Below are 13,835 nucleotides of genomic sequence, written 5' to 3' on the forward strand. Positions count from 1 at the left end.
CGTATGATTAATATTGTTGTTGAATTATCCAAATATGTGATCCTGACACTGATGATCGTGTACACAGTTTTGTGCTACTACCTTGTTGTCGGGAAACACGCTTCAGACAGGAAAGGACTTTTAAGAAGTCAGATCACCTTAACCTTTTTCCTGGATTTTACCGCATTTGTTGTGATTTTTCTGAAAACCTTTGATTTTAAGGTTGTCATCTTTTATGCAGAAATGATGATATATTTTGCTGCGATCCTTATTTTATACCGCAGAATTTATAAAAATGCGTCTATGCTGCTTTTAAATAACATGTGCATGCTTTTAAGCGTTGGATTTATAATGCTGTGCAGGCTGGATATTGCCTCTGCCAATAAGCAGCTTTTGATCGTTGCGTGCGGAAGTGCAGTGGCGCTGGTGATTCCGGTTATGATCCGCAGGATGAAATTTCTCAAGGATCTCACTTGGGTGTATGCAGGGCTTGGAGTTGTTCTTCTTGGAGCAGTTCTTGTTCTGGCACAGACAAGTTACGGCGCCAAGCTCTCTCTGATGGGAATCCAGCCTTCCGAGGTGATCAAGCTGACCTTCGTGTTCTTTATGGCATCCCTTCTGGCAAGAGAGGTAACTTTTAAGAAAGTTGTGCTGGCTACTATTGTGGCAGGTCTTCATGTGGGAATCCTGGTGCTTTCAAGAGATCTTGGAAGTGCTGTAATATTTTTTGTGGCTTATCTGGTGCTGATCTATGTATCAACTAGGAAGCCGGCATACCTTTGCATTGGAATTGCAGGCGGTACAGCAGGCGCTGTAGTGGCATATCACCTGTTTGGCCATGTAAGGCAGCGTGTCAGTGCATGGAAAGATCCTATGGCAGTTTATCAGAATGAAGGATACCAGATCGTACAGTCCCTGTTTGCCATTGGTACAGGCGGATGGTTTGGAATGGGACTTTGCCAAGGCTCTCCGGAGAAAATTCCGGTTGTAAAAAACGACTTTATTTTCAGTGCAATCTGCGAGGAGCTTGGCGGGATTTTTGCCATCTGCCTGATCTTTGTGTGTATGAGCTTTTTCCTTACTATCGTGGAGATTGCCCTGCAGATTAAGAATCCGTTTTATAAACTGATCGCCATTGGTCTTGGTACGGAATATGCGTTTCAGGTGTTCCTTACCGTTGGAGGTGCCACCAAATTCATACCTATGACAGGCGTGACCCTTCCTCTGGTCAGCTATGGAGGAAGTTCCATAATGTGTATGATTTTGATGATCGCTATTATCCAGGGCTTGTATATTTATAGAGAGGACGAGGACGAAGAAATTGAGAGACATCGACGAGAGGCAGCAAAGAGAGCGAGACAGAGAGCTGTTGAGGCAGCGGAAGAAAGAGATTACTAAAAAGCGCAAAGCCAGAAATAAAGAATATACCTTTGTTTCCATCTTCTTTGGGATTATTTTTATCAGTATGATCGGGTATCTGATTTATTTTGATGGCTTTAAAAGCGATGATTTTATTAACAGTCCTTACAATACCAGACAGGATTCCTTTTCCGACCGTGTAGTACGAGGTAAGATCCTGTCTTCTGATGGACAGGTTTTGGCGCAGACCAATGTAAGTGAGGATGGAACTGAGACACGTAATTATCCATATTCCAATATGTTCTCTCATGTTGTGGGGTATGATACCAATGGAAAAAGCGGTCTGGAATCAGAAGCGAACTTTACCCTTCTGACTTCCCATTCTTTTTTTCTGACTCAGATGAAGAACCAGTTCCTTAATGAGAAGAATACCGGAGATACAGTTGTATCTACCCTGAATGCCAATCTTCAGAGTATTGCCTACAATGCATTGGGTGACAGAAGAGGGGCTGTTGTGGTAATGGAACCATCTACCGGAAAAAGACTTGTAGAAGTGAGCAAGCCTGATTTTGATCCAAATACCATTGGGGACAACTGGGACTATCTGGTCAACGATGAGAATGACAGCAGTCTTCTGAACAGAGCCACAAATGGTGCATATCCGCCAGGTTCTACCTTTAAGGTTGTGACTGCACTTGATTATTTCCGCAAAAAGGGAACATTTGAGGGATACAATTATCTCTGTGAGGGAAGTATCACCTTGCAGGATCACACGATCCACTGTTATCACAATACAGTTCACGGGCAGGAGAATTTCTATTCTGCATTTGCAAATTCCTGCAACTGTGCATTTGCAGATATTGGAGTTGGTCTTGGGGGTGCATCTCTTCGCGAGACTGCAGAGGATCTTCTGTTTAATAAGAGTCTGCCGCTGAACTCCTACAGAACCAGCAGCTTTTCCCTTGATGCAGATTCCGTAACTCCTCTGATCATGCAGACTGCCATTGGACAGGGCAATACTCTTGTGTCGCCTATGCATATGGCATTGATCACCTGTGCCATTGCAAATGATGGTGTTCTGATGAAACCTTATCTTATTGACGAGGTGGTAAATGACAATGGCGATTCAGTAAAAAAGACAGAGCCGGTAGCTTATAAACGGCTGATGAGTTCCAATGAGGCCAATCTTCTTGGCAAATTAATGAAACAGGTGGTTGATTCCGGTACAGCTTCCGCACTTTCCGGCAGAAGCTATACAGTAGCAGGTAAGACCGGTTCCGCGGAGTTTGACGAGGAAGGACACAGCCATTCCTGGTTTATCGGCTATTCCAATGTAGATGATCCGGATCTGGTGGTTGCCGTGATCGTGGAGAATGGAGGCTCCGGCAGTGAGGCAGCAGTTCCGATTGCGGGACAGATTTTTGATGCTTATTACGCCAACTAACAGCAATCTATATTATATTCCCTGTTGCCAGTTTTCTGAAAAAGAGGTATACTATATACAGTTTAGAAAACACACGCATTACAGGAGGATTGCAGCATGATAGAAGCAACGAGCTGTGGCGGTGTGGTAATTCATCGAGGTAAGATTCTTGCACTATATAAATCTTACAAAAACCGTTACGAAGGATGGGTTTTACCGAAAGGAACCGTAGAGCCAGGAGAGACTCATGAGCAGACCGCATTGCGGGAAGTGAAGGAGGAAGCTGATGTCAGAGCTTCCATTGTGAAGTATGTAGGCAAGAGCCAGTACAATTTCACAGTGCCGGAAGACATGGTCAATAAAGAGGTACACTGGTATCTTATGACGGCGGATAATTATCATAGCAAGCCTCAAAGAGAGGAATTTTTCGTGGACTCCGGGTATTACAAGTTTCACGAGATTTACCATCTGCTTCGTTTTGCGAACGAGAAGCAGATCGTTGAGAAGGCGTACCAGGAATATCTGGAACTGCGAAGTGCCGGATTATGGGACAGGCAGCAGAAATATTTCTGATTCATGGGGAGAATAAAGGCTGCGTAGCTGATTTACGCAGCCTTTATTATATGACAATGCTGCTAAAGCGTGTTTGAAAAAGCATTCCCGCAATCTGCACGCCCCACTTTGCGGGAATGCTTTTTTCAAACATGCTCTAGGGAATGATTTTTCAAACACGCTCTAGCATCCTGACAGGTTCGTTCTGTGAACGAGGTTCACAAGAAATGCCTTGCGGAATAGTTGTAAAATGTTTAAAATTTCCAGAGAAGGGAAATATTAATATAACAAAAGGTGTATGTCAAGCAGTAATAACAAAGGAGAGTTGTGCCGAATATGCTGAAATGGCGAGAAGACTATTATGTGGGAGAAGGAATCAAAGACGCGGCAAAAGCACGGAGGAGGATTGACGCAGGCAGGGTGGCTTTTGGTGTTTATCTGGTCACATTGTCTGAGAATCCGGGAAATCTTCTTGAAATTGTACCGTCCTACATGCTGATCCAGAAGAGCTATTATGCCAGATGTCCTGAGATTGTTGGTATGGCGAAAGGAAAAGACGAAGCCATTGATCTGGCAGTAGATATTGTGAAGAATATTTACGGGGAGACAGGTGCATTTCAGGTAAAAGAATATTTTAAGAACAGGTGAGCGCATGTTACATATACTGTGGATCCTCATAAAGTTTATATTGATCATACTGGGAATCCTGCTGGGACTTGCGCTTCTGGCAGTGCTTCTTCTGTTGTTCTGCCCGGTACGCTACCAGGCGAGGGCTGTGAAGGAGACCGGCAGCTTCAAGGAGACAGAACTGGAAGCCAGAATTACCTGGCTGTTCCACGTCATAGGCGTCAGGTTTTGCTTTCATAATGGAGAAGGAAAGCTGGTGATCCTGTTTTTTGGAGTTTCATTAGAAACTATAAAAGGCTGGCTTAAGAAGCTAAAAGGCGGCAGAAGAAAGAACTCCGTCAGCCAAACCTCCAGGAGTAAGGCAAAGAAGAGGAAAAAGAAATCTGCGCAAACGAAGGGAATATCTCAGGAGAACAGAACAAAAAAGCCAGATGTAAAAGAAGCTTCTGGTGAAGAGTCGAATGTGAGTAATGCTGTTGCTGAAGAGAAAACTAAGCAGATGGCAGAGTCTCGCATAGAAACTGAGAAGAAAGCATCTCAGCCTGAAGCACATGCAGCAGAGAATTTTCAAGATCATGCACCAAAAACTGAGGCGGTGCTGTTGGAAAATAATACAGCAGAACCGCAGACAGGGAAGCCATCAGCAGAGAAGCAGGAAGAAAATATCAAATCTGCTTCAAAGTCCGGCTTAATTACGCGTATTTGGGAAATACTAAGCAAAATAATCCGATTCCCGGGTAATCTGTGGAATAAGGTTATTTCAATAATTAAAGGTATAATTGAGAAAATTAAAAATATAAAGAAAACAATTTCAGGAATCACAGATAAGCTTGGCTGGTGGAAAGAATTTCTTACCAATGAACGGACCAAGGCTGCAATTTCTCTTATATGGAAAGATGTAAAAGGTCTGCTCCATCATGTACTTCCAACGAAATTGGAAGGTGATGTTACTTTTGGATGCGATGATCCGGCCATTACCGGGACAGTTCTGGCAGTGCTTGGTATGACCTTTCCATTTCACAAGAACAGGATTCATGTGAATCCGCTTTTTGATGGAGAGAACCAGCTGACTGGAAATGTATTTCTGAAAGGTCGTATTTATGGCATTGTGCTTATCAAGGCAGCAATAGAGATTTACTTCAATAAAAATATAAAATACGTTATCAACCGATGGAAGCATAAGGAGGACTAGAAATGGAAAACGAAAACAACTTTAAAGAAACCGTAAGCTCCCTGTTTAAGGGAATGGATGGATTTGTATCTGCGAAGACAGTGGTAGGAGATGCGATCCATGTAGGAGACACCATTATACTTCCCCTGGTGGATGTATCCTTTGGTGTAGGCGCTGGTGCATTTGCAGGTGATAAAAAGAACAATGGCGGCGGAGGTCTCGCCGGAAAGATGACCCCATGCGCAGTTCTGGTAATCCAGAATGGTACCACCAAGCTTGTAAACGTAAAGAACCAGGATGGTCTTACTAAAGTTCTGGATATGGTTCCTGACTTTGTAAACCGCTTCGCACCTGGCGGAGATAACAGCGCGGATGAAACTGTAGATTCTGAAGAGAACTAGATCGTGTCTGATCGAGTAACTGATTATAAAAGCTGCAGGCGGTTATTTTAGAAGTTAATGTGTTCAGATGTGGCATTTCAGCATAAAATATACTAAACCAAAGAGGCAAGGCTGTATGAATTATGGGAAAAGCTCTTGGTTTTATGCTATTTTTCATCGGACTGGGAATGGTGATCGGCTTGCTTGTCTCCGAGACCACCGCACTTCTGATTGCAGCAGCTTTGTGTATGCTGTGTGGCTATCATTTATTTTGTAGATAAAATGGGTATGAAAAGATTATCAGCGAATCCTTTCATACCCATTTACATTTTATGTAACTATCCTTTTTATTAAAATAAATTCTGTCTGGGAGAAACTGTTCTGGAGCTTGTTGAAAAAGGCTTTCTGCAAAATGTACGCCACACTTTGCGGGAATGATTTTTCAAACACACTTAAAAAATGCTTATCCGGGAAACAAAAAAATAGCCCCCACAAAACTGTGAGGGCAGGTGTTTCTTAGGCTCTTTCAACGTTTCCGGATCTTAAGCAGGAAGTACATACGTACATTTTCTTAGCTCCGCCTTCAGTTTTAACCTTAACGGATTTCACGTTTGATTTCCACATCTTATTGGATCTTCTATGGGAATGACTCACATTATTTCCGAAATGAGCACCTTTTTCACAAATTGCGCATTTAGCCATGATAGCACCTCCTTGACGCTTTTTTTCAACAGTTCATATTCTAACAGATGGAAAAACATTTTGCAAGCAAAAAAAGGAAAATTTTAAAACAATTTAAAATAAATTTGCTATTTGCGTGGATGCGTGCTAAAATTGGACATTGTGTTATGAATGAAAAAAGGGTATAATATGGTATATACATTTTGAAAATCAAATTAATGGAGGTAAACCATATGAAGGGACGTATAGATTCCGGCCTTGGCCAGATCATTATTGATACGGATGTAATCGCGACTTATGCAGGAAGCGTTGCAGTAGAATGTTTTGGTATTATCGGTATGGCCGCTGTCAGCATGAAGGACGGCCTTGTAAAGCTGCTCAGGAGAGATTCCTTACAGCATGGTATAAATGTTAAGATCACAGAAGATAATAAGATTCGCCTTGATTTTCATGTAATCGTGGCGTACGGTGTGAATATCAGCACTATTGCAGATAATCTTGTAAACAATGTGAAATATAAAGTCGAGGCTTTTACAGGAATGGAGATTGAGAAAATCAACATTTACGTAGAAGGTGTTCGTGCAATAGATTAGGATTAGAGGAGGAAACTTGTGGTGGATAGACAGACCATAGATGCCAAGATACTTTCCAGAATGTTTCTGGCAGGAGCCAAGAACCTGGAAGCGAAGAAAGAATGGATCAACGAGTTGAATGTATTCCCGGTTCCGGATGGAGATACCGGTACGAATATGACAATGACTATTATGTCAGCTGCATCAGAGGTAAGCAGTCTTACAGATCCTGATATGGAGACACTCGCCAAGGCTATTTCGTCCGGTTCCCTGCGTGGAGCCAGAGGTAACTCAGGCGTTATTCTTTCCCAGCTTCTCAGAGGCTTTACCAAGGGAACCAAGGGACATAAAGAAATGGATGCAGTTGTGATCGCAGCTGCTATGGAGAAGGCTGTAGAGACTGCATACAAAGCAGTTATGAAGCCGAAGGAAGGTACCATTCTTACAGTAGCACGTGAGGCCGCAGTAAAGGCTGCTGAGATTGCAGAGGAATCTGCGAATCTGGAGCTTTTCTTCCGTGCCATTTTCGAGCATGCTGAGAAGACACTTGCCCGCACACCGGAAATGCTTCCTGTCCTGAAAGAAGCAGGTGTAGTAGACTCAGGCGGACAGGGACTTCTAGAAGTTTTCCGTGGTGCATTTGATGGTTATCTTGGAAAAGAAATCGACTATTCTGCATTTGAGAAGGTATCTTCCGGTCCGGCAGTGACCAGGATCTCCCAGCAGGCAGAAGCGGATATCAAATTTGGATATTGCACGGAGTTCATCATTCTTTTGAATAAGCCTCTTCCAGATGAGGAGCTTCACAGCTTCAAGGAGTTCCTTACATCAATTGGTGATTCCATTGTACTGGTAGCAGATGATGAAATCGTGAAAGTACATGTACACACCAATCATCCTGGCCAGGCATTCGAGAAAGCGCTTACCTACGGTGCACTTTCCCGCATGAAGATTGATAACATGCGTGAGGAACATCAGGAGAAGCTGATCAAGGATGCCGAGAAGCTTGCCCGGGAGCAGGAAGAACAGGAGAAGAAGGAAGCTGCTGTGAAAGCCGCCAAAGAGCATAAGAAATACGGATTTATCAGTGTTTCCGTGGGAGAAGGACTCTCCACCCTGTTTAAAGAGCTGAATGTAGATTATATCATCGAGGGCGGTCAGACCATGAACCCAAGTACAGAGGACATGCTCAATGCCATCGCTGAAGTAAATGCAGATACTATTTATATTTTCCCGAATAATAAGAATATTGTACTTGCTGCAAACCAGGCGAGAGACCTTACCGAGGACAAAGAGATCGTGGTAGTTCCTACCAAGACCATTCCTCAGGGAATTACAGCTCTGATCAGCTTCCAGCCGGAAATGAACGGAGAAGAGAATCTGGAAGCCATGATGGAGGCTGTATCCATGGTGAAGACCGGACAGGTAACATACGCAGTCCGCGACACCAGACTGGATGAGAAAGAAATCCACGAGGGTGATATTATGGGAATCGGTGATCACGGAATTCTTGCAGTAGGCAAGGGACGTGAGAATGTTGCCAAAGAAATGGTGGCAGCTATGGTAGACGAGGATTCTGAGGTGATTAGCATTTACTACGGTGCTGAGACCACAGAAGAGGATGCCGAGAGCCTTGCCGCAGAGCTGGAGGAAGCATATCCAGACTGCGAAGTAGAGGTAAATATGGGTGGACAGCCGATTTACTATTACATTATTTCTGTTGAGTAATGAATAGCTGCAGGGCAGCGAATGATAAAGAGATTGAAGACAGGGTGGAAGATTTCCGCCCTGTCTTCTTTGACAATAAACCTAGGATCATTGGTAATATTAAGTTTTTTTGCGCACCGTGAAGCTGTTGTTGAGGTCGAAGTGGTTGGCAGGAGATATTGCTATGGGCAAAGTGAAATAAGTATGGAAAATTGGCAGTCTTTGTTGTAAAATAATGAGAACGCTTTTCGGGCAAATGAAGAAAGACCCGGAAACAGAGATGAATGGTCAGAAAGAGGGGAAAAACAGTGGCAAAGCTTCTTCGGGAACTAAAAGGAGTAGGAGAAAAGACGGAAAAACTATTTCAGAAGATCGGTATCACCACAACAGATGACCTGCTCCATTACTATCCAAGAAATTACGACTCATATGAGGCACCGGAGGAAATTGGTTCTTTGAAGGAGAACTCCGTGGTGTCTGTTCGTGGAACTGTCACTGCCGGAGTCTATGTAAACAGGATTCGTAATCTCCAGGTGATCTCCGTCACTGTGGCAGATACCACCGGAAGACTTCCTGTGGTATGGTTTAATGCCCCCTACTTAAAAAATACCCTGAAAAAAGGCAGCTGCTTCATTTTCCGCGGCAAAATCTCCAGAAAAAAAGGTCACCTGGAGATGGAGCATCCGGAGATTTTTACTCCGGCGGCTTATGAGGAAATCCTTCACAGCATGCAGCCCATATACGGACTTACTGCAGGGCTTACAAACAAACTGATAATCAAGCTGATGCACCAGATCCTGGATGAACAGAGCCTGCAGACAGAATTTCTCCCAGATGAGATTAAGGAATTTTATCACCTGGCAGATGATAATTATGCCATCTCTACTGTCCATTTTCCAGGCAATATGCAGGAACTTCTGGCGGCGCGAAAACGCCTTGTGTTTGACGAATTTCTTTTGTTTATTCTGGCAGTACAGATCTTGAAGGGAAAAACAGAAGAAGCTCCCAATGCTTTTCCCATGAAGCCGGTATGGACCACAGAACAGGTTATGGAAGGTCTTCCTTATCATCTGACGAAGGCACAGCTAAACGCCTGGCATGAGATCGAAAGAGACCTTTGCGGGCATACCCTTATGTCCCGGCTGGTTCAGGGCGACGTTGGAAGCGGAAAAACGATTCTGGCTTTTCTGGCAATGATCCTTACTGTGGAAAATGGCTATCAGGCAGCATTGATGGTGCCCACAGAGGTACTTGCAAATCAGCATTTTGAAGCATTTACGAAATTGATGGAGGAACAGGAGATTTCATCCTGCCATCCGGTTCTTCTTACTGGCTCAACCACCCAGAAAGAGAAAAGAAGAATTTATGGAGAAATCGCATCCGGGGAGGCAAATGTGGTCATTGGTACTCACGCCCTGATCCAGGAAAAAGTGGTGTACGAGAATCTTGGCCTTGTGATCACCGATGAGCAGCATCGCTTTGGCGTGAAGCAAAGGGAGGCGCTGACCACCAGGGGAAATGCACCGCATGTACTTGTTATGAGTGCCACTCCCATCCCCAGAACTCTTGCGATCATTGTATACGGGGATCTGGATATTTCCATTATAGATGAGCTTCCTGCCATGCGTCTCCCGATTAAGAACTGTGTAGTTGGCACGTCTTATCGCCCGAAAGCCTACTCCTTTATAGAAAGGCAGGTGCGGGAAGGGCGCCAGGCATATGTGATTTGCCCTATGGTAGAAGAAAGTGAGGGGGCAGACGGGGAAAACGTGACAGACTATACAGCACGGCTGAGGGAGATTTTTCCATCAGACATCACCATTGGAATGCTCCATGGAAAAATGAAGCCCAAGGAAAAGAACGGGATCATGGAACAGTTTGCAAGGGGAGAAATCCAGGTTCTGGTGTCTACTACAGTAGTGGAGGTAGGTGTAAATGTGCCAAATGCTACGGTGATGATGGTAGAAAATGCAGAGCGGTTCGGACTTGCACAGCTTCATCAGCTGAGAGGGCGTGTTGGACGTGGAGCGTATCAGTCTTATTGTATTTTTATGCAGGGAAATGAAGAGGAAGAGACCTCCAGAAGACTGGAGATTTTGAATAAATCGAATGATGGATTTTTTATAGCAGGGGAGGATCTGAAGCTTCGGGGACCGGGAGATCTGTTTGGAATCCGTCAGAGCGGACAGCTGGAGTTCCGGATCGGAGATATTTATCAGGATTCGGATATACTGAAGGCTGCCAGTGATGCTGCGGGAGGAATCCTGGATCTTGACAGGGAGCTGGAGCTGCCCCAGCATGAAAAATTGAAAGAAAGATTGAATGCTTATATGAAATATGACCTTGAGAACCTTGGATTGTAAGGTTTTACAGGGAAATAGATGACGAAAAAAATAAGAAAATCCATCCTTTTTTTGGTAATAACTGTGCAAGAAAACAAAAATTATCAGGATTTTAAGATTTGTACCCGAGGATTTCCTGAAATTAACAGGTTTTGTTTGTATACTTTTACCTATGAATTCAGAGAAATGGTTTGTCAAGGGGGATTTTATCAGAACTTGCAAAAAAAAATGATTCGTAGTATTCTATCATAGAAGCGAAAACGAAGATTATATTCACCGTCAAGGAGGCTATTATAATGGCTACGAAGAGAACTACAAAAAAGGCAGAAACAATGGCGGCCAAGAAGGCTGCTAAGACTGTGGCTGAGGTTAAAGCTACAGCTGCAGCAGAGGTAAAGGCTGAGCCAAGTAAGGCAGAGGCTGTTAAGACAGCTGTTGTTGAGACTGTGAAAGCGGCTACAGAGACTGTTAAGGCTGCTACTGAGAGTGTTAAAGAGACTGCGAAAGAGGCTGTTAAGGAGACTGCAAAGGCTCCGGCTAAGACAGCTGGGAAGGCAGAGGCTAAGAAGCCTGCTGTTAGAAGAACTGCTAAGAAGGCTGCTGTTGCAGCTGAGGAGATTTTTATTCAGTATGCAGGCAAGGAATTCACTACTAAGGATGTAGTGGCAAATGTGAAAAAGGCCTGGACAGAGATGACCGGAAAGAAAGAAGAAGATATCCAGGATATTAAAGTTTACGTTAAGACTGAAGAGAATAAGGCATATTATGTAGTAAACGGTGAAGCAGAGGGACATTACGTAGAGCTGTAATTTCCCCTATATGAATGGCTTCAGGGAGTGTGTGAGTGCGTTCCCTGAAGCCTTTTTTGATTTCGAGGGACGTGAGAGGAAGTGAGTGCCGTCTGGGGGCGGTGCCGAAATGGGGTGTCTGGCTCCGCCGCCTAGTGATCTATAAAATTGCAAACTCGCCCTTGCAGGGCTCAGACAGTGCAATTTTATAGATCGCTATGCTCGCCAGACGCCCCATTTCGGCAATGCCCCCAGACGGCACCCACTTCCTCTCACTGGTTACTGGGAAGGGACGGCGGCTGCAGGCAGCGCCTGGGGATAGGATAATTGTATAGGTGGGAAGGTGCAAGATGGGATCGGGGGATGGAGAGCTTGCGTGCGGGCAGCGCCTGGGGGAGGATAATTGTGTAAGTGGGAAGGTGCAAGATGGGATCGGGAAATGGAGAGCTTGTGTGCAGGGCAGTGCTTAGTGTGGGGAAATAAATTGCTGGACAAAAGGGGGTAAATAGGATAAAATATTTAGATATAGACAGGAGTAGCCCCTTGATTTGACAAGGGGTCTTTTTATGAAAGGAATAAAGTATGTTTAATGAAATTGATTTCAGTAAGATAGATACGAGTATTACACCGCCTCAGGATGATACAGAGCGTCAGTATTATTATATGGCGAAGCTGGCTGAGATGGTGGCTTTGAGGGAGCGGGAACTGGGACGGAGGATTACTTATTGTCTGCAGACGTTCGGATGTCAGATGAATGAGAAGCAGTCTGAGGTTGTCGCAGGGATTATGGATGAGATTGGATTTAAGAGACAGGAAACAGAGGATGCGGATGTTGTGATTTATAATACCTGTACGGTTCGTGAGAATGCCAATCTTAAGGTGTATGGTCGCCTTGGTAAGCTGCATAGTCTGAAGAAGTCTAATCCGGATATGAAGATTGCTTTGTTTGGGTGTATGATGCAGGAGAAGCAGGTTGTGGATAAGATCCAGAAGGATTATCCATTTGTCAATCTGGTGTTTGGAACCCATAATATTTTTAAGTTTGCAGAGCTGTTTTATGAGATGGAGAATCGTGACAGCCAGCTGATCGATATCTGGGAGGGTACGGATAAGATCGTGGAGGAGCTGCCTACAGAGCGTAATTATTCTTTTAAGTCCGGTGTGAATATTATGTTTGGATGTAATAATTTCTGCAGTTATTGCATTGTGCCTTATGTAAGAGGGCGTGAAAGAAGCCGTGAGCCGGAGGCGATTGTGAAAGAGATAGAGGCTCTGGTGGCGGATGGCGTTACAGAGGTTATGCTTCTGGGACAGAATGTAAACTCTTATGGAAAGACTTTGAAGGATCCGGTGACTTTTGCACAGCTTCTTGAGAAGGTGGAGCAGATCGAGGGGCTGAAGAGAATCCGGTTTATGACTTCTCATCCGAAGGATCTATCTGATGAGCTGATCGAATATATGAGTAAGAGCAGGAAGGTGTGCCATCATCTGCATCTGCCTATGCAGTCTGGCAGCAGCCGTATCCTGAAGATCATGAACCGGCATTATGATAAGGAGAAGTATCTGGGACTGGTGGAGAAAATCCGTACAGCGGTGCCGGATATTTCCCTGACTACAGATATTATTGTAGGTTTCCCGGGTGAAACTGAGGAGGATTTTCAGGAAACTCTGGATGTAGTGGAGAAATCTGATTTTGATACTGCATTTACCTTTATCTATTCCAAGAGAAGCGGCACTCCTGCGGCGAAGATGGAGGATCAGGTTCCAGAGGATGTGGTGAAGGATCGTTTTGACCGCCTTCTAAAGCTGGTTCAGGAGAAAGGAAGAGAAGTCTCTTCCAGATTCCAGGGCGAGGTTCAGGAAGTTCTTGTTGAGACGGAGAGCAAGGAAAAGGGTATTTTCACAGGAAGAACCCAGTATAATCTGCTGGTTCATTTTCCAGGAACCCCGGATCTTCTTGGCAAGTATGTGAATGTGCGTCTGGATACCTGTAAAGGCTTCTATTACATGGGAACAAGAGTGGAGGATTAAAGCACCTGCCGAATCGTTACAAAAGATTTATATATCAGATTTTTTGATTCTGTAATCCTGACTATGAATAAAAAGCAATATTTGGCAAAAAGGCTACTGTCACTCCGTGACCAGTAACACGCTTTGCGATGCGCAGAAATCATGCATTCGCATGATTTCGTGCTGAGATTCCCGGACTTCCTGTGAACTTTGTTCACAAAAAACACCTTGCAGAACGTTACCA

At 44.2% G+C, this 13,835-nt stretch carries 14 protein-coding genes; 12 read left to right on the plus strand and 2 right to left on the minus strand.

Going from position 1 to position 13,835, the window contains the following annotated elements; all coding sequences use genetic code 11:
• Positions 1 to 3: 3 nt before the first annotated feature.
• The 3 genes from AB5618_RS00555 to AB5618_RS00565 all read left to right on the plus strand — a co-directional run bounded on the left by AB5618_RS00555 (position 4) and on the right by AB5618_RS00565 (position 3,334).
• A complete protein-coding gene (locus AB5618_RS00555) occupies positions 4 to 1,377 on the plus strand; it encodes an FtsW/RodA/SpoVE family cell cycle protein (protein WP_173769065.1) in 1,374 nt (457 codons plus the stop codon).
• Positions 1,301 to 2,782 carry a penicillin-binding protein 2 gene (locus tag AB5618_RS00560; RefSeq protein WP_173769064.1) on the plus strand — a complete coding sequence of 494 codons (1,482 nt, stop codon included), beginning with the start codon at positions 1,301 to 1,303 and terminating at the stop codon, positions 2,780 to 2,782. The genes AB5618_RS00555 and AB5618_RS00560 overlap by 77 nt, the downstream gene beginning before the upstream one ends.
• A gap of 96 nt (positions 2,783 to 2,878) precedes the next feature.
• Positions 2,879 to 3,334, plus strand: a complete 456-nt coding sequence (locus AB5618_RS00565) for an NUDIX hydrolase (RefSeq protein ID WP_021925514.1) — start codon at positions 2,879 to 2,881, stop codon at positions 3,332 to 3,334.
• 46 nt (positions 3,335 to 3,380) lie between these two features.
• Here AB5618_RS00565 and AB5618_RS00570 read toward each other — a convergent pair whose 3' ends face one another.
• Entirely contained in the window at positions 3,381 to 3,467 is an 87-nt protein-coding gene (locus AB5618_RS00570) for a DUF6783 domain-containing protein (RefSeq protein ID WP_368366432.1), read from the minus strand.
• 182 nt (positions 3,468 to 3,649) lie between these two features.
• Here AB5618_RS00570 and AB5618_RS00575 point away from each other — a divergent pair, with 182 nt between their 5' ends.
• The 4 genes from AB5618_RS00575 (at position 3,650) to AB5618_RS00590 (ending at position 5,772) form a co-directional block, all read left to right on the plus strand.
• The gene (locus AB5618_RS00575) at positions 3,650 to 3,961 is read left to right on the plus strand and encodes a hypothetical protein (protein WP_148462001.1); all 312 of its coding nucleotides are present in this window, start codon (positions 3,650 to 3,652) and stop codon (positions 3,959 to 3,961) included.
• A 4-nt stretch (positions 3,962 to 3,965) separates the two neighbouring features.
• Positions 3,966 to 5,132 carry a DUF2953 domain-containing protein gene (locus AB5618_RS00580; protein WP_226854438.1) on the plus strand — a complete coding sequence of 389 codons (1,167 nt, stop codon included), beginning with the start codon at positions 3,966 to 3,968 and terminating at the stop codon, positions 5,130 to 5,132.
• 2 nt (positions 5,133 to 5,134) lie between these two features.
• Positions 5,135 to 5,512 (plus strand): GerW family sporulation protein, encoded by a 378-nt coding sequence (locus AB5618_RS00585; protein WP_118578055.1) that lies wholly within the window; start codon positions 5,135 to 5,137, stop codon positions 5,510 to 5,512.
• A 122-nt stretch (positions 5,513 to 5,634) separates the two neighbouring features.
• Positions 5,635 to 5,772, plus strand: a complete 138-nt coding sequence (locus AB5618_RS00590; RefSeq protein WP_173736106.1) for a hypothetical protein — start codon at positions 5,635 to 5,637, stop codon at positions 5,770 to 5,772.
• A gap of 235 nt (positions 5,773 to 6,007) precedes the next feature.
• Here AB5618_RS00590 and rpmB read toward each other — a convergent pair whose 3' ends face one another.
• Complete coding sequence (rpmB, locus tag AB5618_RS00595; RefSeq protein WP_118578056.1) at positions 6,008 to 6,193, minus strand: 50S ribosomal protein L28; 186 nt, start codon at positions 6,191 to 6,193, stop codon at positions 6,008 to 6,010.
• 212 nt (positions 6,194 to 6,405) lie between these two features.
• On the opposite strand from rpmB, the gene AB5618_RS00600 reads away from it, so the two are divergent.
• The 5 genes from AB5618_RS00600 to miaB all read left to right on the plus strand — a co-directional run bounded on the left by AB5618_RS00600 (position 6,406) and on the right by miaB (position 13,612).
• A complete protein-coding gene (locus AB5618_RS00600; protein WP_117851829.1) occupies positions 6,406 to 6,765 on the plus strand; it encodes an Asp23/Gls24 family envelope stress response protein in 360 nt (119 codons plus the stop codon).
• 21 nt (positions 6,766 to 6,786) lie between these two features.
• Positions 6,787 to 8,472, plus strand: coding sequence for a DAK2 domain-containing protein (locus AB5618_RS00605; protein WP_148462004.1), 1,686 nt, complete (start codon positions 6,787 to 6,789; stop codon positions 8,470 to 8,472).
• Between the two features lie 263 nt (positions 8,473 to 8,735).
• Positions 8,736 to 10,814, plus strand: a complete 2,079-nt coding sequence (recG, locus tag AB5618_RS00610) for an ATP-dependent DNA helicase RecG (RefSeq protein ID WP_256144024.1) — start codon at positions 8,736 to 8,738, stop codon at positions 10,812 to 10,814.
• A gap of 275 nt (positions 10,815 to 11,089) precedes the next feature.
• A complete protein-coding gene (locus AB5618_RS00615) occupies positions 11,090 to 11,602 on the plus strand; it encodes a DUF6465 family protein (protein WP_118578057.1) in 513 nt (170 codons plus the stop codon).
• Positions 11,603 to 12,163: 561 nt separating this feature from the next.
• Positions 12,164 to 13,612, plus strand: coding sequence for a tRNA (N6-isopentenyl adenosine(37)-C2)-methylthiotransferase MiaB (gene miaB, locus AB5618_RS00620; protein ID WP_118578058.1), 1,449 nt, complete (start codon positions 12,164 to 12,166; stop codon positions 13,610 to 13,612).
• The last annotated feature ends 223 nt before the right edge of the window (positions 13,613 to 13,835 follow it).

The sequence above is a fragment of the Ruminococcus sp. J1101004sp1_RTP21198st1_B9_RTP21198_201120 genome (assembly GCF_040924245.1).
Classification (GTDB): Bacteria; Bacillota; Clostridia; order Lachnospirales; family Lachnospiraceae; genus Blautia_A; species Blautia_A faecis.